15 protein-coding genes are annotated in these 18,304 nt (G+C 64.1%); 5 read left to right on the top strand and 10 right to left on the bottom strand.

Features of this window, described 5'->3' with window-relative positions; translation table 11 throughout:
• Positions 1-121: 121 nt before the first annotated feature.
• The 3 genes from WBR68_RS19915 to nudC all read right to left on the bottom strand — a co-directional run bounded on the left by WBR68_RS19915 (position 122) and on the right by nudC (position 5,265).
• Complete coding sequence (locus WBR68_RS19915) at positions 122-3,748, bottom strand: hydantoinase B/oxoprolinase family protein (protein WP_230695051.1); 3,627 nt, start codon at positions 3,746-3,748, stop codon at positions 122-124.
• Positions 3,749-3,828: 80 nt separating this feature from the next.
• Positions 3,829-4,338 carry a winged helix DNA-binding protein gene (locus tag WBR68_RS19910; protein ID WP_050446902.1) on the bottom strand — a complete coding sequence of 170 codons (510 nt, stop codon included), beginning with the start codon at positions 4,336-4,338 and terminating at the stop codon, positions 3,829-3,831.
• 156 nt (positions 4,339-4,494) lie between these two features.
• Positions 4,495-5,265 (bottom strand): NAD(+) diphosphatase, encoded by a 771-nt coding sequence (gene nudC, locus WBR68_RS19905; protein ID WP_050446903.1) that lies wholly within the window; start codon positions 5,263-5,265, stop codon positions 4,495-4,497.
• Positions 5,266-5,545: 280 nt separating this feature from the next.
• Between nudC and WBR68_RS19900 the strand changes: the two genes are divergently transcribed.
• From WBR68_RS19900 to WBR68_RS19885, 4 genes are all read left to right on the top strand, one after another.
• A complete protein-coding gene (locus WBR68_RS19900) occupies positions 5,546-6,520 on the top strand; it encodes a TRAP transporter substrate-binding protein (protein ID WP_050446905.1) in 975 nt (324 codons plus the stop codon).
• A 7-nt stretch (positions 6,521-6,527) separates the two neighbouring features.
• Positions 6,528-7,028, top strand: coding sequence for a TRAP transporter small permease (locus tag WBR68_RS19895; protein WP_050446906.1), 501 nt, complete (start codon positions 6,528-6,530; stop codon positions 7,026-7,028).
• Positions 7,021-8,322: a TRAP transporter large permease gene (locus WBR68_RS19890; RefSeq protein WP_050446907.1), complete on the top strand. Its 1,302-nt coding sequence runs from the start codon at positions 7,021-7,023 to the stop codon at positions 8,320-8,322. The genes WBR68_RS19895 and WBR68_RS19890 overlap by 8 nt, the downstream gene beginning before the upstream one ends.
• Before the next feature lie 344 nt (positions 8,323-8,666).
• Complete coding sequence (locus tag WBR68_RS19885) at positions 8,667-9,740, top strand: porin (RefSeq protein ID WP_050446908.1); 1,074 nt, start codon at positions 8,667-8,669, stop codon at positions 9,738-9,740.
• Between the two features lie 77 nt (positions 9,741-9,817).
• Here the strand turns inward: WBR68_RS19885 and WBR68_RS19880 are convergent, their stop codons facing one another.
• From WBR68_RS19880 to WBR68_RS19850, 7 genes are all read right to left on the bottom strand, one after another.
• Positions 9,818-10,624: a putative hydro-lyase gene (locus WBR68_RS19880; RefSeq protein ID WP_230695050.1), complete on the bottom strand. Its 807-nt coding sequence runs from the start codon at positions 10,622-10,624 to the stop codon at positions 9,818-9,820.
• A 39-nt stretch (positions 10,625-10,663) separates the two neighbouring features.
• Positions 10,664-12,013: an amidase gene (locus WBR68_RS19875; RefSeq protein WP_230695049.1), complete on the bottom strand. Its 1,350-nt coding sequence runs from the start codon at positions 12,011-12,013 to the stop codon at positions 10,664-10,666.
• A 100-nt stretch (positions 12,014-12,113) separates the two neighbouring features.
• Positions 12,114-12,797, bottom strand: a complete 684-nt coding sequence (locus WBR68_RS19870; RefSeq protein WP_230695048.1) for a DUF2848 domain-containing protein — start codon at positions 12,795-12,797, stop codon at positions 12,114-12,116.
• Positions 12,798-12,869: 72 nt separating this feature from the next.
• Positions 12,870-14,153 carry a TRAP transporter large permease gene (locus WBR68_RS19865; protein ID WP_050446912.1) on the bottom strand — a complete coding sequence of 428 codons (1,284 nt, stop codon included), beginning with the start codon at positions 14,151-14,153 and terminating at the stop codon, positions 12,870-12,872.
• The gene (locus tag WBR68_RS19860; RefSeq protein ID WP_127184675.1) at positions 14,150-14,770 is read right to left on the bottom strand and encodes a TRAP transporter small permease subunit; all 621 of its coding nucleotides are present in this window, start codon (positions 14,768-14,770) and stop codon (positions 14,150-14,152) included. The genes WBR68_RS19865 and WBR68_RS19860 overlap by 4 nt, the downstream gene beginning before the upstream one ends.
• 82 nt (positions 14,771-14,852) lie before the next feature.
• Positions 14,853-15,899, bottom strand: coding sequence for a TRAP transporter substrate-binding protein (locus WBR68_RS19855; protein WP_050446915.1), 1,047 nt, complete (start codon positions 15,897-15,899; stop codon positions 14,853-14,855).
• 412 nt (positions 15,900-16,311) lie between these two features.
• Positions 16,312-17,217: a LysR family transcriptional regulator gene (locus WBR68_RS19850; protein ID WP_050446916.1), complete on the bottom strand. Its 906-nt coding sequence runs from the start codon at positions 17,215-17,217 to the stop codon at positions 16,312-16,314.
• A 67-nt stretch (positions 17,218-17,284) separates the two neighbouring features.
• Here WBR68_RS19850 and WBR68_RS19845 point away from each other — a divergent pair, with 67 nt between their 5' ends.
• A complete protein-coding gene (locus tag WBR68_RS19845) occupies positions 17,285-18,244 on the top strand; it encodes a DMT family transporter (protein WP_157055407.1) in 960 nt (319 codons plus the stop codon).
• Positions 18,245-18,304: the final 60 nt, after the last annotated feature.

Genomic DNA, 18,304 nt, shown 5'->3' with positions numbered 1-18,304 from the left:
CACACGTCCACCGTTGCATGATGGGTTGCGCGCGTTGTACGTCGGGGTTCTTGCCCCCGGAGTTCGCGCGCTTCACCCATCCTACGACCTGCCTATTTTGTGCACCAAGGCGATACCATCATCACGCCTTGCCGTAGCCACCACCCCCGGGGGTTTCAACCACGAACACGTCGCCCGGCTGCAATTGGGCGCTGTCTTGCGGGCCGAGTTCCTCGATGGTGCCATCGACGCGCTCAATCGAGTTTCGGCCCATTGCGCCCGGCTGCCCGCCGGCCAGGCCGAACGGCGCAAAGCGGCGGTTGTTGGACAGGATGGCTGCCGTCATGTCTTCCAGGAAGCGGATGCGGCGCACGCCGCCCTCGCCGCCCGGGTAACGGCCCGCGCCGCCTGACCCCTTGCGGATTTCGTAGGACTCCAGCCGCACGGGGAAGCGGAACTCAAGCACCTCGGGGTCCGTCAAGCGTGAATTGGTCATGTGCGCCTGCACCACCGACGTGCCGGCAAAGCCTTCATCATGCGGTCCAGCCGCGTCGATGCGTACCGGGCCCGCACCCGTGCCGCCCGAGATGGTCTCGTAATACTGATGGCGCGCGTTGCCGAAGGTGAAGTTATTCATCGTGCCCTGGCTGGCGGCCAGCACACCCAACGCGCCATACAGCGCGTTGACGATGCACATGGACGTTTCCACGTTGCCCGCCACCACCGACGCCGGCGGGTTGGGCCGCAACATCGAACCTTCCGGCAGGATGATCGACAACGGCGCCAGGCAGCCGTCGTTCAGCGGGATGTCGTCGTTGACCATCGTGCGGAACACATACAGCACCGCGGCCACGGCAATCGCACCAGGCGCGTTGAAGTTGTTGTCCAACTGCGGCGACGTACCGGTGAAATCGACCACTGCACTACGCGCCTGCGTATCCACCTTCACCGCCACGCGTATCACCGCGCCGTTGTCCAGCGGGTATTCGTAGCTGCCGTCCTTCAGCACCGAGATCACGCGGCGCACCGCTTCTTCAGCGTTGTCCTGCACGTGGCCCATATAGGCGCGCACGACGTCCAGGCCGAAGTGGTCGCACATGCGCAGCAGTTCCTGCACGCCTTTCTCGTTGGCGGCGATCTGCGCGTGCATGTCGGCGATATTCTGATCCGGATTGCGCGCGGGCCAGCGGCCCGAGCCCAGGATCTCGCGCGCGGCTTCCTCGCGGAATTCGCCGTTCTTCACCAACTGGAAATTGGTAAAGAGCACGCCCTCGTCTTCCACCGTTTTGGAATCGGGCGGCATGGATCCCGGCGTCGTGCCGCCGATATCCGCGTGGTGCCCACGCGAGCCGACGTAGAACAGGATTTCGCGACCGGCATGATCGAACACCGGCGTAATGACCGTGACGTCCGGCAAGTGCGTGCCACCGTGGTACGGATCGTTCACCACATAGGCGTCGCCCGGCATCATGCGGCCGGCGTTGGCGTTCATGACCGTGCGGACCGATTCGCCCATAGACCCCAGATGCACCGGCATATGCGGCGCGTTGGCGATCAGGCGGGCTTGCGAATCAAAAATGGCGCACGAGAAATCCAGGCGTTCCTTGATGTTGACGGAGTACGCCGTGTTCTGCAGGCGATAGCCCATCTGTTCGGCAATCGACATGAAGAGGTTGTTGAACACCTCCAGCATGACCGGATCCGCCTGCGTGCCAATGCGACGCCGGTCCGCACGCGCCTCGACGCGCCGGATCACAAAATGGTCCTGCGCCGTCAGTTCGGCTTGCCAGCCGGGTTCCACCACGGTCGTCTGATTGGGCTCGGAGATGATGGCGGGACCCGCCACCACGTCGCCGCCCGCCATGTCTTCACGCACATACAACGGCGTGTCGCGCCATTCGCCCGCGCTGTACATGCTGACCACGCGGCGGGCCGCCAAGGCGCCATCCCGGGTACGCGACACCGACGCTTCGCCAACGCGCTCACCGCCACCGGTGGCTTCCACCGAAATGGTCTCAACCACGAGCTCGCGATTGGGCATCAGGAAGGAATAACGCTGCCGATAGGCGGCTTCAAAATCGCCACGCGCCTGCTCCAAGGTGGAAAAGGCAACTTCCAGCGCCGTATCGGTGCCCCGATATTTCAAATGCAGGCGACGCTGCACGCTGATGTCGCCTTCCGGCACATGCTGACGGCGCAGCTCGCCCACCGCTTGCTCGGCCAGCACATCCAGCTCGTCTTTCAGCTCGCCCATCAGGCTGGCGTCCAGCACCTTTTCAACCGTCTTCTGGCGCATGTCGGTCTGGTCGGCCAGGCCCATGCCATAGGCCGAGAGCACGCCGCCCAGCGGATGCGCAAACACCGTTGTCATGCCCAGCGCATCGGCCACCAGGCAGGCATGCTGCCCGCCCGCGCCGCCGAACACGGTCAGGGCATATTCCGTTACGTCGTGGCCGCGCTGTACCGAGATGCGCTTGATGGCCTCCGCCATGTTGCCGACCGCAATTTCCAGGAAGCCCTCGGCCAGTTGCTCGGGCGTCATCTCGCGGCCGGTGGCGGCGCGCACTTCGTCCGCCATGGCCGTGAAGCGCGCAACCACGGCGTCGCGGTCCAGGGCTTCGTTGGCCTCGGGGCCAAACACGTTGGGGAAAAAGTCCGGCTGGATCTTGCCCAACAGCACGTTGCAGTCCGTCACGGCCAGCGGGCCGCCCCGGCGGTAGCAAGCGGGCCCGGGGTTGGCGCCCGCCGAATCCGGGCCGACGCGCAGGCGCGCGCCGTCGAAATGCAGGATGGACCCGCCGCCCGCCGCCACGGTGTGAATGCTCATCATGGGCGCGCGCATGCGCACGCCTGCCACCTGGGTTTCAAATTCCCGTTCGAACTCGCCCGCGTAGTGCGACACGTCGGTGGACGTGCCGCCCATGTCAAAACCGATGACCTTGGGGAAGCCGGCGATTTCGCTGGTGCGCACCATGCCGACGATGCCACCGGCCGGGCCGGACAGAATGGCGTCCTTGCCTCGGAAGCGGTGCGCGTCGGTCAGGCCGCCGCTGGATTGCATGAACATCAGGCGGATGCCCGGCAGTTCGCCCGCCACCTGATCCACGTAGCGCTTCAAGATCGGCGACAGATAGGCGTCAACCACCGTGGTGTCGCCGCGCGATACGAACTTGATCAGCGGGCTGACTTCGTGCGAGGCCGACACTTGCGTGAAGCCGACTTCGCGGGCGATGCGGGCCGCGCGCTGTTCATGGCCGGTAGCGTGCCAGGCGTGCATGAACACGATGGCCACCGCGCGGATGCCGCTGTCGTAGGCGGCCTGCATGCCGGCGCGCAGGCCGGCTTCGTCCAGATCGCGGATGACTTCGCCATCAGCGGCCACGCGCTCGTCGGCTTCCACAACGGATTCATAGAGCATTTCGGGCAGCACGACGTTGCGGTCGAACAGCCGCGGCCGGTTCTGATACGCAATGCGCAGCGCATCGCGAAACCCGCGCGTCGTGACCAGCAGCGTGCGCTCGCCCTTGCGTTCCAGCAAGGCGTTGGTGGCGACGGTGGTGCCCATCTTCACGCACTCGACCTGCTCGACCGGCACGGGCTGGCCGGGCGCCACGCCCAGCAGCTTGCGGATCCCGGCTACAGCCGCGTCGCGATACTGCTCGGGGTTTTCCGACAGCATCTTTGCGGTGGTGGTCGTGCCATCGGGGCGGCGCGCCACGATGTCGGTAAAGGTGCCCCCACGATCGATCCAGAATTGCCACTTCTTCATGCGTGATCCTTGAAAACAAACGGCCACGGCGCGTGCCGCCGCGGTCGGGTTGCGGTGTGCCGGGCCATGCCCGAACAGATTCAGAGTGAGGTTGCCGCCCGTGCGGCCTGGTCGTACAGGCCCGATAGCGAGCGCAAGGCGTGCGCCAGTTGGCGGCTGAAATCCAGCCCGCCTCCGCCTGGCCCGTCCAGGCCGGCGGTCAGGCATTGTTCGCGGATCTCGCCGTAGCGTTTGAGAATGGCCGCGCCGTCCGGCGTGACGCTGTAGAACACTTCCTTGCTGCTGCGTTCGCCCTTGACAACGCCCAGGCGCTCCAGCTTCTTCAGCGCGTAGCTGACGATGTGGGTGTCTTCGACGTTGAGCGTGAAGCAGATGTCGGCCAGCTTCTTGGCGCGTTGCCGGTGGTAGACATGGTGGAACACCATCACGTCGGTAGGCGTCAGGTCGGGCAGCCCGGCCGCCGCCATGCAGCGCACGGTCCAGCGGTCAAAGGCATGGCTGGCGATCATCAGGCCGAATTCAACTTCGGACAGATCGGGCGCGCTGCCGCCGGCAAGGTGGGCCGACGAGGCTATCAACGTGGAGCTCATGAAACGCTCGAACCAAGTTTATCTGGTCGAAATACTAATAATTTATGGGCATTTCATCCATAAAAAATAAGAACCAAACGGCCAAAAGCGGCCATTTCAAGGGAATACCCCTAGCGTTGTGCAAGTGGAAATGCCGCCGGAGGCGGCTTGATGTGCTTAGGGCGCGGCCCAGCCCATGGGCAGATTGGCGCGGATGAGCCAGCCCGCAATCGAAATGCGCGGCGCGATGTCGGGCATGGGGTCGCCCGGGCCGAACCAGCGCGCATCGGCGATTTCGTCTTCCTGCACGCGGATGTCGCCCGAGACGTAGTCGGCGGTAAACGCCACCATCAGGGAATGCGGAAAGGGCCAGGGTTGGCTGCCGAAGTACTGCAGGTTGCCGACCTTCAGGCCGACTTCCTCGTAGACCTCGCGGTGCACGGTCTCTTCGATGCTCTCGCCCGGTTCCACGAACCCCGCCAGCGCGGTGTAGCGGGACGTAGCGGTGGTAGTGTGCCGCGCCAGCAGGATGCTGTCGCCCTTGCGGATCAGCACCATCATGGCCGGCGATATGCGCGGGTAGGCTGAAAAGCCACAGGACGGGCAACGCAAACAGAATTCGTGCGCCACGCGCTCGGCGGGGGTCCCGCAGGCGCCGCAGAACCGGTGCGTGCGCGCCCATTCGGCGATCTGGTAGGCGCGGCCCGCCAGCGCCATGCGCTCGTCGTCCAGCACGCCGAACAGCGACCGCAGCTTCTTGAAGGCATAGCCTTCGGGCGCCTCCAGCGCGGGGTCCACGTGCATCGTCCGATACGGCGAATCGGGCGTGGTCCAGATCGGCTGCAAGGCCGGCAGGGCCAGGCCGATGCGTTCGCACAATGCCAGATCCGGCAACAAGCTGGACGCTTCTTCAACCAGCAACTCATCTCGGCGGAAAACGAAATTCACAAGGGGCCTCTGCAGCTTGCATACACAGCCGCAATCTTAGAAGAAAAACGGGGGCATGAATGCGAGGTGTCCACGGCGTGCACAACGATTTAACCTTCAACGAACTGGCACGCCCAAGCCTAGGATTAACCCGTAAACCGGCGTTTTTTTCGCGCGATGGTGCCGCGCAGCGCCATAGAATGGCACGGCTTTTAGGCCGCGCACCATCCGCGCAGCAGTCTCTTTCAAGAATGCCTATCGGGCACAACCCGTCTTCACCATTCGCACAGAAGGACCATCCATGTACAAGAAAATCTCAATGCTGGCCGGCAGCATCATCCTGGCATTCAGCGCCGGCGCACAGGCCGAAACCAAGTGGGATTTGCCCAGTGCCTACCCGGCCAGCAACTTCCACGTTGAAAACCTGACCAGCTTCATCAAGGAAGTGGATACGCTGTCGCAAGGCAAGCTGAAGATCCAGCTGCACAACAATGCCTCGCTGTACAAGGCGCCGGAAATCAAGCGCGCCGTGCAAGGCAACCAGGCGCAGATCGGCGAAATCCTGCTGACCAACTTCGCCAACGAAGACCCGATCTACGAACTGGACGGCCTGCCCTTCCTGGCCACCGGCTACGACGCTTCGTTCAAGCTGTACCAGGCGCAAAAGCCCTTCCTGGAAAAGAAGCTTGAGTCGCAAGGCATGATGCTGCTGTACGCCGTGGCGTGGCCGCCCCAAGGCATCTTCGCCAACAAGGAAATCAAGCAGATCAGCGACATGAAGGGCCTGAAGTGGCGCGCGTACAGCCCGGTCACGGCCAAGATCGCTGAACTGGTGGGCGCGCAACCCGTCACGGTGCAGCAGGCTGAACTGGCGCAAGCGCTGGCCACCGGCGTGATCGATTCCTACATGTCGTCGGCCTCCACCGGCTACGACACCAAGACCTACGAGTACATCAAGAAGTTCTACGACACGCAGGCCTGGTTGCCCAAGAACGCCATCATCGTGAACAAGAAGGCGTTTGACGCACTGGACCCGGCCTCGCAGGAAGCCTTGAAGAAGGCCGGCGCGGATGCCGAAGCACGCGGCTGGAAGCTGTCGCAAGAAAAGAACAAGTGGTATCAGGAACAGCTGGCCAAGAACGGCATGGAAACCATCCAGCCCACCGTCGAGCTGAAGGAAGGCCTGTCGGTGATTGGCAAGCGCATGCTGGATGACTGGCTGAAGAAGGCCGGCGCGGACGGCAAAACCATGATCGACACCTACAAGAAGCAGTGATATTTCCATGCGCCGCTTTTTAGATGGTCTTTACGGCGCGGCCGGCCTGTTGGCCGGCTTGTGCACGATAGGCGTCCTGGCGTCGGTGCTGGCGGCGATCATCGCCCGCCAGCTCGGCTTGAACATTCCGGGCACCGATGCGTATGCAGGCTACTTCATGGCCGCGGCGGGTTTTCTGGCCTTGGCCAGCACGTTCAAGCACGGCGAACACATCCGTGTGACGCTGTTGCTGAATTCCTTGGCGCCTGCCGGCAGCCGCCGACTGGATATTTTTGCGCTGGCCGTCGGCTCGCTGCTGGCGTCGGCCTTTGCGTTCTTCAGCATCAAGCTGACGTACGACTCCTGGCTGTACAACGACATCTCCACCTCCAACGACGCCACGCCGCTCTGGATTCCGCAGATCAGCATGGCGGTGGGCACGGTGTTGTTCCTGGTCGCCCTTGTCGACGAGTTGATCCGTCGCTCACGCGGCGTGGCCGCCGCTACTTCGCAGCAATCCCATGAATGAACTTCTTGTCATTACCCTATTGGTCGTTTCGATCTTCGCGCTGTTGGGCTGCGGGGTCTGGGTCGGCCTGACGCTGGCCGGCACGGCCTGGATCGGCATGGAGATTTTCTCCAGCCGCCCCGCGGGCGACGCCATGGCCGTCACCATCTGGGGCGCGTCGTCCAGCTGGACGCTGACCGCCCTGCCCTTGTTTCTGTGGATGGGCGAGATCCTGTTTCGCACGCGGCTGTCCGAAGACCTGTTCAGGGGCTTGGCGCCGTGGCTGAACCGCTTGCCGGGCCGGCTGTTGCACACGAACGTGATCGGTTGCGCGATTTTTGCCGCCGTGTCGGGCTCGTCTGCCGCTACCTGCGCCACCGTCGGCAAGATGACCATTCCCGAGCTGAAGCGCCGTGGCTACCCCGAGGACAAGATCCTGGGCACGCTGTCGGGCGCGGGCACGCTGGGCCTGTTGATTCCGCCTTCGATCATCATGATCGTGTATGGCGTGGCGGCCGACGTGTCGATCGCCAAGCTGTTCATCGCGGGGATTCTGCCGGGCCTTCTGCTGGCCGTACTGTTCATGGGCTATATCGGCTGGTGGGCAATACGCAATCCCAAGCAGGTGCCGGCAGCGGATCCCGGCATGCCGTTCATGCAGAAACTGTCGCAGTCGCGGCACCTGATTCCGGTCATGGTGCTGATCGGCGCGGTGCTGGGTTCCATCTACAGCGGCATCGCCACTGCCACGGAAGCGGCGGCGGTGGGCGTGGTGGGCGCGTTGATCCTGTCGGCGCTGCAGGGTTCGTTGAACCGGTCGACCTTCATGCAATCGCTCTTGGGCGCTACCCGCCTGTATTGCATGATTGCGCTGATTCTGGCGGGCGCGCAGTTCCTGACGCTGGCGATGGGCTATATCGGCCTGCCGCGCGCGCTGGCCGAATGGATCGGCGGGCTGGGCTTGTCGCAGTTTGGCCTGATCATGGCGCTGATGGTGTTCTTCATCGTGCTGGGTTGCTTTCTGGACGGCATTTCGATCGTGGTGCTGACCATGGGCGTGCTGCTGCCGACCGTGCAAGCAGCCGGCATTGACCTGATCTGGTTCGGCATCTTCATCGTCTTCGTGGTGGAAATGGCACAGATCACGCCGCCGGTGGGCTTCAACCTGTTCGTGCTGTCCGGCATGAGCGGTCGCGAGTTGCCCTATATTGCGCGCGCTTCAATGCCCATGTTCCTGCTGATGGCCATGGCGGTGCTCTTGCTGTACTTCGTACCCGGTATCGCAACCTGGTTGCCGCTGCACATGAAACTGTGACACCTTAAGGCTGCACGCAAAACCGGTCGCCCAGGCGGCCGGTTTTTTTTCGCCTACGCCTTGTTCCAACCGCCCGCGCGTTTACGGTTCTGTAAACCAGGGAAAACGCCAAAACCGATTGGGTACTACAGAAGCCTCAACTTTCTTAGAATCCCCTGGCGCCAAACGGCTGCACCACATTGGCGCAGCCGTTTCGCACACCCCATTGGGCCTATGCTCCGGACCCGCGCTGAATCCAAAGCGTCGGTGCAAAAGCTCAGCATCGGACGATCCGTCCGGCGCAATATCCCCGGCCACAAGCCGGATGCAATCAAAATAAATCAGCTACACAGGAGGAGTTCTCAGTGAAACGCATCTCTCTTGCACTTGCCGCCTGCGGTATGGGCTTGGCCGCCGGCGCCGCTTCGGCGGAAACCAGCGTCACCCTGTACGGCATCGCCGACGTCAGCATCCGCTACCTGAGCACCAGCGCCGGCAGCGTTGGCCAGGACGGCAGCCGTGTGTCGATGGAAAACGGCGCCATCTCGAACAGCCGTTGGGGCCTGCGCGGCTCTGAAGACCTGGGCAATGGCAACCGCGCCTTCTTCCGCCTGGAAAACGGCTTCAACATGCAGAACGGCAATTCGTCGGCCACGGGCAAGGCGTTTGGCCGGCTGGCCTACGTGGGCCTGGATGGCGGCGGCATCGGCCAACTGACCTTGGGCTTGCAGAACACGCCCATGTTCGATCTGCTGGCCGATCACTTCGACCCGCTGACCGTTGGCAACTACGATCAGAACGCCTGGTTGCCCGCCGCCATGTCGCGCGTGCGCACCAACAACATGACCAAGTATTCCAACACCATTGGCGACCTGTCATTGGCCTTGTCGTGGGCTAACGGCGAAAGCTGGGAAGACCACAAAGCCGGCCAACAATACGGCGCCAGCCTGCGCTACATGGTCGGCAAGCTGGGCCTGGGCGCGGCGTATCAGCAAACCTACGACGGCCTGGATTCGGATCTGCGCCAACGCGTCTGGAACCTGAACGCGTCCTATCAGTTCGACAGCGCCAAGGTGTTCGTCGGCTACTTCAATGGCCGCGACGAAACCGGCTGGGTCAATGCCGTCATGGGCGGCGCCACCAGCACCGCCGGCCTGAACCGTAAGGACAACGGCTACTTCGCCGGCGTCACCTGGCAAGCCACGCCGCGCTGGGCCATCACCGGCGCGGGCTACTACGACCAAAGCAAAAACGTGGTTGAAGACGGCGACAAGGGCAAGCGCTATGCGCTGGTGGCCGTGGCGGAATACGCGCTGTCCAAGCGCTCGCAGGTCTACGGCACCGTGGACTGGAACAAGGTCAGCGACGCCGCCAGCAATGAAATTGCCGGCAAGAACCACCAGGTGGGTGCGGCCGTGGGCTTCCGCCACATTTTCTAAGCGGCACGCGAATCGGGCGTTTTAAGAACGCCCACATAAAAAACCCCATCGCACGAACATGCTGCGATGGGGTTTTTTTACAGCATCGCCATGCGGCTGTTGACCAGGTCGGTCACCAGCATATGCCCCGGGGCGTGCGTGATGCAGAACTCCGGCCGCACGGACGACACCACGGACTGCGGCGTTACGCCGCAAGCCCAGAACACCGGCAATTCGCCGGGGCGAATCTCAACCGCGTCGCCGTAATCCGGCCGGTTGATGTCCGCAATGCCGATCAGCGCGGGGTCGCCAATGTGCACCGGCGCGCCATGCACCGACGGAAAGCGCGACGTGACCTGGATGGCGCGGATGGCGTCAGCCGCCTTCAAGGGCCGCATGGACACCACCAGCGGGCCGCTGAACGAGCCGGCCGGATGCGTGGGGATGTTGGTGCGGTACATGGGCACGTTGCAGCCCTGCTCGATGTGGCGCACCGGCAAGCCGTTGTCCAGCATGGCTTCTTCAAACGAAAACGAGCAGCCGATCAGAAACGACACCAGATCATCGCGCCAGATATCGCGCACATCGGTGGGTTCGGCCACCAGCTCGCCGTTCTTCCAGACGCGGTAGCGCGGGATGTCGGTGCGAATGTCGATGTCCTGGCCCAATTCCGGCAAGGCCGGGTTGCCGGGTTCGGACATGGCCAGCAAGGGGCAAGGCTTGGGGTTGCGCTGGCAGAAATGCAGAAACTCGGCGGCCAGCGCGCGCGGCAGGATGGCCAGGTTGGCCTGAACGTGCCCCGGCGCCAGGTTGGCCGTGGGGCCGGTCAGGCGCCCACTACGGGCGTCCAGCCGCGCCTGGCGGGCCAGTTCGACACTATTGCGTACTACGTCGACGGGCGACATGACAATTCCTCTTGATGCAGGTTGTGGTGCGCCAGGCGATCAACGTGCGCCAAGCAGCGCTTCCACCGCCAGGCCCACGGCCAGGATGCGGCGGTCGGCGCCGTTGCTGCCGGCGATCATGAAGCCCACCGGCGCGGTGCCCTGCGCGTGGCAAGGCAGGGACAATGCGCAGCCGTCCAGGAAGTTGATCAACGTGGGGTTGCGCAGGATCAGGCCGTTGGCCGCGTAATAGGCTTCGTCGGAGGCCACCAGATCCGCCACCGCCGGCGCCACGATGGGCGTGGTGGGCATGATGAGCGCGTCGTAGCCGGCAATGCGGTGGTCCACCGCAGCCACCCAGGCTTCGCGCGCGTCCAGCAGGTCCAGGTAGTCGGCGGCGCTCATGTCCTGGCCACGCATGATGCGCGAGACCACGCGCGGGTCGTAGCGCTTGCCGGCGCGCGCGATCAGGTCGCGGTGCCAGGCCCAGGCTTCGGCCGCCGTGAAGCCGCCTTTGCTGTTGATGTTGCCCAGTTCGGCGAATTCGGGAATGGCGATTTCCTCGACCAGCGCGCCCGCTTCCTTCAGCTTGGCCACGGCAGCGGCAAAGCTGTCGGCAACGTGCTTTTCCATGGCATCCAGCGCCAGCGTGGTCGGCACGGCCAGGCGCAGGCCGCGCAGGGCCATGGCTTCGGGCACCGGGCCGCCGTCGCCGGACAGGATGGCGTCCAGCTCGGCGCAGCAGCGCACGCTGCCGGCGATGGGGCCGATGGAATCCAGGTTGGCCGACAGCGGCAGCACGCCCGTCATGGACACGCGCCAAGCGCTGGGCTTGAAGCCCGTCAGGCCGCACAGCGCGGCCGGAATGCGCACCGAACCGCCCGTGTCGGAACCGATGCCAGCCACCGCCATGCCGTCGGCCACCGACACCGCCGCGCCCGACGAAGAACCGCCCGGAATGCGGCCGGTGCCCCGGTCGTAGGGGTTCAGCGGCGTGCCGTAGTGCGGATTGATGCCCAGGCCCGAATAGGCGAATTCGGTCATGTTGGTACGGCCGATGATGACGGCGCCAGCGGCAATCAAACGCTGCACGACTTCGGCGTTGGCGTCAGCCGCCGGCTCGCCTTCGCGCGCCACGGAACCGGCCATGGTGGTTTCGCCTTCGATGTCGAACAAGTCCTTGATGCTGATCGGCAGGCCTTCCACGGCCGATCGCACGATGCCGGCGGCACGCAGCGTGTCGGAAGCGCGCGCCTGGGCCAGCGCCGATTCGGCATACAGCTTGGTAAACACGCGCGCGCCCTCGCCCGCCGCATCCTGAGCGCGCGCCAGCGCCAGTTCGGTCAGCGCGACCGACGTGGTACGGCCTTCACTCAGGGCCAAGGTCAGTTCATTCAAGGTCGAAACCATCTTTGTCCTCGTGCCGACTTGCGGCGTAAAAGTGCGGACAGGCGCAACCTTGAGAAAAGGCGCGCCTGGCGTTCAATGCGATCAGGATCCGGAACCGGAATCAGGCCACCACGGGCAGCGATTCAACATGATAGCGGTGGCTGATCGTGCGCTGGCGGCGCGGGTCGAACAGTTCCATGGTGAAGTCTGCCGCGGCGCGGATGCCGCCAATGGCGCCCACCGTGCCGCAGGTCATGCCCGCGCCTTGCGGCAGCACGGCAGCGCCGCCGGTGTAGCCGGCGATCAGGTCTTGCGGCGTGCGCAGCGTGGACAGCGGGCCTTCCTGGTACAGCACCTTTTCGCCGTTTTCGACGATATACGAACGGATGACCAGTTCGTCCCAGTAGTCGGCCACGTCGGCCAGGCGCCAGGCGACGTTGGCCACCGGCTTCACGCAGACCTGCTTGGACATGGCGACGCTGACGGTTTCGAGCTTGCGGTCGGTATGGTCGGACGCAATGCTGACGTACATTTCGCCATCCACGGGGAACACGAACGTTTCCACTTCGCCCGAGGAATCCTCGCCCACGGCCTGCACGCGTTCAGCCTGCGTGAGCTGGTTGTCGGCAATGCGGTAGTACAGCGGCACGCTGGTCGGGCGCGGCACGCCGATGGCGGCCAGCTCTTCGATGTGGTGCTCGATGGCGGCCATGTCGCGTCCGGCCCAGCCGGCCACGATCAGGGTGTTGAAGTCCACTTCCACCTGGCGGGGATTGGCGTCGTCGATGTTGAATACGGCTTTCATATCAGTCCTGCGGAAATAACGGGTGGAAAACGGTGCGGCCACCCATGGGCCGCACCCGGTTCAAACAAGCAATCAACCAAAGGCGCGCGGCAGCCACAGCGCCAGGTCGGGCCAGAACGCCAGCAGCGCCAGCATCAGGAACATGGCGGCCACGAACGGCAGGCTGCCGACGATGACGGCTCCCATGGAACCGCTCTTGCGCAGGCTTTGCACCACGAACAGGTTCAGGCCCACGGGCGGCGTGATCAGCGCGGCTTCGACCAGGATGATGATGACGATGCCCAGCCAGATCGGGTCGTAACCCAGCGCGATCATGATCGGCGCCACGATGGGAATCGTCGTGATCATCATGGACAGCGTTTCCATGAAGCAGCCCAGCACCAGGTAGAAGATCACCACGATCAACAGCATCCAGCCGGGCGAAAGCCCCAGGCCGGTGATCGACTTGGTCAGCGCATCGGTCAGGCCGGTGGCCGACATGACGAAGTTCAGGAAGCTGGCCGCGATGACGATCAGCATGATCATCGCCGTGGACCGCATCGTGCCTTCCATCACTTCGCGCAGCATCTTCCAGCTCAGGCGGCGGAACCAGGCGGCCAGGATGAACGCGCCCAGCACGCCCAGCGCGGCGGCTTCGGTTGGCGTGGCCAGGCCCGCGTAGATGGAACCCACCACCAGGAAGAAGATGCCCATGGGCGGCGCCAGGTGCATCAAGCTGGCCAGGCGTTGGCCCCAGGTCGCGTGGATCTTCTTGCCGCCCCAGGACGGCTTGGCCACGCACGCCACCACAATCATCAGCATGAACAGCGCGGCCATCGCGAAACCGGGGATGATGCCGGCCAGGTACAGCTTGGGCACCGACGAATTCGTCAGCACGCCATAGATCACCAGGTTGATGGACGGCGGAATCAAGATGCCCAGCGTTCCGCCCGCGGCCAGACTGCCCAGGAACAGCGGTTCGTTGTAGCCGTACTTGCGGATCTGCGGAATGGCGACGGTGCCCACGGTGGCCGCGGTGGCCACGCTGGAACCGGACGTGGCCGAAAACAAGGTGGATGCGCCGATGTTGGCGTGCATCAAGCCGCCCGGCAACCACGACAGCCACAGGCTCATGGCGCCATACATGCGTTCGGCGAAACCCGCGCGCAGCAGCACTTCGCCCAGCATGATGAACAGCGGAATCGCCACCAGCAGGAACTCGTTGTTCGAGCTCCAGGAAATTTCACCGATGGCGCGCGACAGCGGCAGCATCGAGAACAGCGGGTCCAGGATCAGGCCCAGCACGCCAAGCGCCGCACCCACCGGGATGGACAGGCCGATCAGCACCAGCAACAACGTCAATGCGGTGGAAATCATGCCGCGTCTCCTTTCACCATGCGCTCGCCCGCGGCGGCTTCTTCTTCGGCTTCTTCCTGCGCCGAACGCACGCCACAGATCTGCTTGACCAGTTCAATATCGCCCGTGACCAGCGCGGCGGACGCGCGCGTCAGCATCAGCGCGACGGTGATGCACATCCAGGCCAGGCCCAGCAACCACAGGCCCTGCGGGATCCACAAGGGTGTGGCCAGCGGCGTGTTGGCCGTGGACTTCTGCGCCCACGAGGTCTGCACCACGTCGTAGGCGTAATACGTCAGGAACACCATGAAGACGGCCATCGCCACCATGGAAATCCAATCCAGCACAGCCGACAGGCGCACCGGTAAATATTGATAGAGCACATCAACGCGCACGTTGGCGCGCTGCAAGGTGGCGAACGCCAAGGCCCAGGACGTGCTGATGGCGAAGGCGTAGCTGGAGAGCTCGTCGGCGCCGCCGGTCGTGAAACCCAGGAATTTGCGGGCCAGCACGTCGAAGGAGATCAGCAGCACGCTGGCCACCGTCAACGCGCCGCCGGCCCAGACGGCCAGGCGCGACAGGCTCTCGGCGCGCCTCAACAGGCCGCCCAGCAGGCGGAAGTGTTCGGTTTGGGTCATGGATAGCACCTCTGCGGGCATGCGCCCGGTATGACTAGCGGGAAAACGCGCCGCCGCGCGATGCGGCGGCGCTGTCCAGCGCTTACTTGCTGGCGGTCAGGCCCAGCGTCTTGCCGATGGTGGCGTTGAAGTCCTTCACGCACTGTGCCGAGCAACGGGCGGCCCACTTGGGCAGCACGGCTTCTTCAGCAACCTTCTTCAGCAGCGCGCGATCAGCATCGGACGGCTGAACCAGAACCATCTTGCCCTTGACCGGGAACGGGCAGGCAGCGGCGCCCGTGTTGCAGTCATAGCCTTCCTGCGTCTGGCGCGCGGCGGCGTCCCAGATGTTGTCGACCAGCGTCTTCACGTTGGCTTGCAGGAACGTGCGCACGGCGGGGTCCAGCTTGTCCCAGGCCTTCTGGTTGACGGCGTGGATCTGCTGGTTCCAGTTGATCGGCAGCGCGACCAAGTGCGTGGAAACTTCGTACCACTTGGCCGAGTAGCCCGACAGCGAACCGGTGATGGCGCAATCCACCACCTTGTTCTGCAGGGCCGGAACCACTTCACCGAAAGCCATCGTCACGCTGGAACCGCCCAGCGCTTCAACGAATTCGGCCGTGGTGCGGCTGCTGGTGCGAACCTTCTTGCCCTTGATGTCGGCCAGGCCCTTGATCTCGGCGTTGCAGAACAGCACTTGCGCGGGATAGGTGGAAATGCCAAGCAGCTTGACGTTGTTGCCTTCGCCGTAAAGCTTGGCGTAGACGGGTTCGAACGCATCGGTCACGGCGCGGGCGGTCTTGACGTCGGGCGCCAGGCCGGCCAGGTCGATGGCTTCGTTGATGGGGTTGTCGCTGGCGAAGTACGACAGCGTGGCGGTGCCGAATTCAATCACGCCTTGCGACATCAAACGCAGCAACTCGGGGCCCTTCAAGCCCATTTCGTTGAAGCCCTTGATTTCCGCCGTGACCTGGCCCTTGGACAGTTCAGGGATGGTCTTGGTCCAGAACGGCTTTTCGTAGTCGTTATAGGCGGTCAGGTTGGACAGGCCTCCCACGACCTTCAACTGGGTTTTGGGCAGGTCCTGCGCGTGGACGGCGCCGGTCAGCAAACTAGCGGCGACGGCGGCGAAAACAAGAGACTTCTTCATGGACAAAACTCCTGGCTGGCGGGATGGTCTGCGCACGCGGGATCCCGTTACCCCGGTCGCGTGCGGTTTGGGTTCAGGTGATCAGGCGCGATGAACGCGCGCTGCGCGTGGCCGAGGACGTGGCGCCAGGGTGGGCAATTGGATCAAATGACTGTTCATGCTTTTCCCCCGCACTGTGTATCCAGGCGTTGCATTCTTGATGTTTCGCCATTGCATCCGCCGGGGCAGGAAGCGTCCAATCGTATGTTGCGATGTGGGGGTATAAATATTTCTTGGGTCTCGCCTGGCGGCGCGGGCGCGATTCGCGCAAATGACAGCCTGGCGCGGGCTTGCAGGCAGTTGCCGGCGGGCCGGCGCATGGTTGACGATACCCCCGGGGGCCCCGTGCCGGCCCGTGACCAGGGGAAAACACCTAGATGGGAATTCCGTCCCCGGCCTGCGCCGCGACCTTCTGCGCCATCTGCGCAATGACCCTGACGGCGTGACTGTCCGGCCCCTGTACCCAGCTTGCGGTGAAGTTCAGTTCAGGCAAGGGGTCGGCCTGCACGCGCAAAATGCGCAATTCGCCGCGCGCCAGTTCCTTGCCCAGGAACACCGGCGCGATCACGCTGGTGCCGATGCCGTCCTGCGTCATCCGCACCACCATCGACATGGATGCACTGCCATACATGCGCGGCGAGACCACGCCGGCGCGTGTCAGCATGTCGCGCACCACGCGGTACGGCGAGCTATTGGACGGATACGTAATGATGGGCAGCTTGCCGATACGCTCAAGCGTCAGCGGCTCGGGACCCAGGTCCAGCGTGGGGCTGGCCACCCAGGCCAGCGGATAGCTGCACAGCGCCAGATTTTCCACGCGCGCTTCAAGCACGGGCCCCATCAGAAAGGCAAGATCGATCTGGCGCGACATCAGGTGCGGGCGCAGCACGTGGGTGGTGTCCACCTCAATTTCCAGCACCAGCGCCGGGTAGGTTGAATGGATCAGTTCGATCAGCGTGGGCAGCCAGGTCTGCACGATGGTCTCGGCCACTCCGATGCGCACGGTGCCGGTCATCACGTTCTGTTCGCGCGCGGCCTCGAACATGTCGCGCCGCACTTGCAGCATGCGTTCGGCATGCGACAGCAATTCGTGACCCTTGGCGGTGAGCTTGACGCCGCGCGCGTCGCGCTCGAAAAGCCGAACGCCCAGGTCCGCCTCTAGCGAGGCGATGCGCTGCGACACGGCGGGCTGTGTGGTGTTGAGCTTGTCGGACGCGGCACGAAAGCTGCCCAGCGTGGCGACCCAAAAAAAAGTTTCGACGTTACGTAGTTCGATCATTGGCCTGTTCCCCCGGCGCGATGAGCGTATCATGGCAGCCGCCCATTTCCCCATCAGGAGCCCGTCCATGCCCCCGGCCGATTCAGGTCGCCCACAAGCCCCCGCGCCCGCCTCGCGCGGCCCGCTCGTCGGGATCTTGCTGCTGGTGCTATCGATGTGGACGCTTTCCTGTCTGGACGCCAGTGGCAAATGGGTCATGAATGCGGGCGTGCCGCTGCTGGTGCTGTCGTGGTTCCGCTACGTGGTGCACCTGATCCTGGTGTTGGCGCTGGTATTGCCGGCGCGCGGGCTGCGGGTGCTGCGCAGCAACAAGCCGCGCGAACAACTGATACGCGGCGGCTCCATGTTCCTGGCCACGCTGATGTTCTTCACGACGCTCAGCTACATTCCGCAGGCCGAAGCCACGGCCATCAACTTCCTGGCGCCCTTGCTGGTGCTGTCGGTGGCGCCCTGGATCCTGAAAGAGCCCGCCCGCATGTCGCGCTTTGTGGCGGCGGGCATTGCGTTTATCGGCGTCATCATCGTCATCCGTCCTGGCGGCGGCTTGCATCCGGTTGGCACCATTTTCGGTTTGCTGACGGCCTGTTGCTTTGCCGCGCAGTTCATCGCCACGCGGCGGGTGGCGGGCGATGACCCGTTCACATCGCTGATCTGGAGCGGCGCGGTGGGCACCGTCTGCCTGACAGTGACCCTGCCCTTCGTACTGCCGGCGGCACTGCCGGTCTTGCAGGGCCTGTCGGGCTTCGATTGGTTCTTGCTGATCTCAACCGGCCTGACTGGCGGAGTGGGACATCTGTTCCAGATCGCCGCCTACCGGCGCGCCCCGGCGTCCACGCTGGCGCCGTTCATCTACTTGCAGATCATCAGCGCCACGTCCGTGGGCTGGTTGGTGTACGGCCATTTCCCTGACCCGCTGACCTGGCTGGGCATCGCCATCATCTGCGCCAGCGGCATCGGCATCGGCCTGATCGAATGGCGCCGCAGCATGGTCACCAGCGCGGCGTCCGCGAGAGCCGCTGTTCGCTAGGCTTAGGGCTAGATCCACCGCCGAGCCGACGTCGAAACCCACGGCTACACCGACGCCCGC

This window comes from Achromobacter sp. JD-1 (genome assembly GCF_038594925.1).
Taxonomy (GTDB): Bacteria; Pseudomonadota; Gammaproteobacteria; order Burkholderiales; family Burkholderiaceae_B; genus Achromobacter; species Achromobacter spanius_C.
The sequence above is the reverse complement of the archived record's forward strand: the minus strand, read 5'-3'. Positions and strand labels throughout refer to the sequence as shown.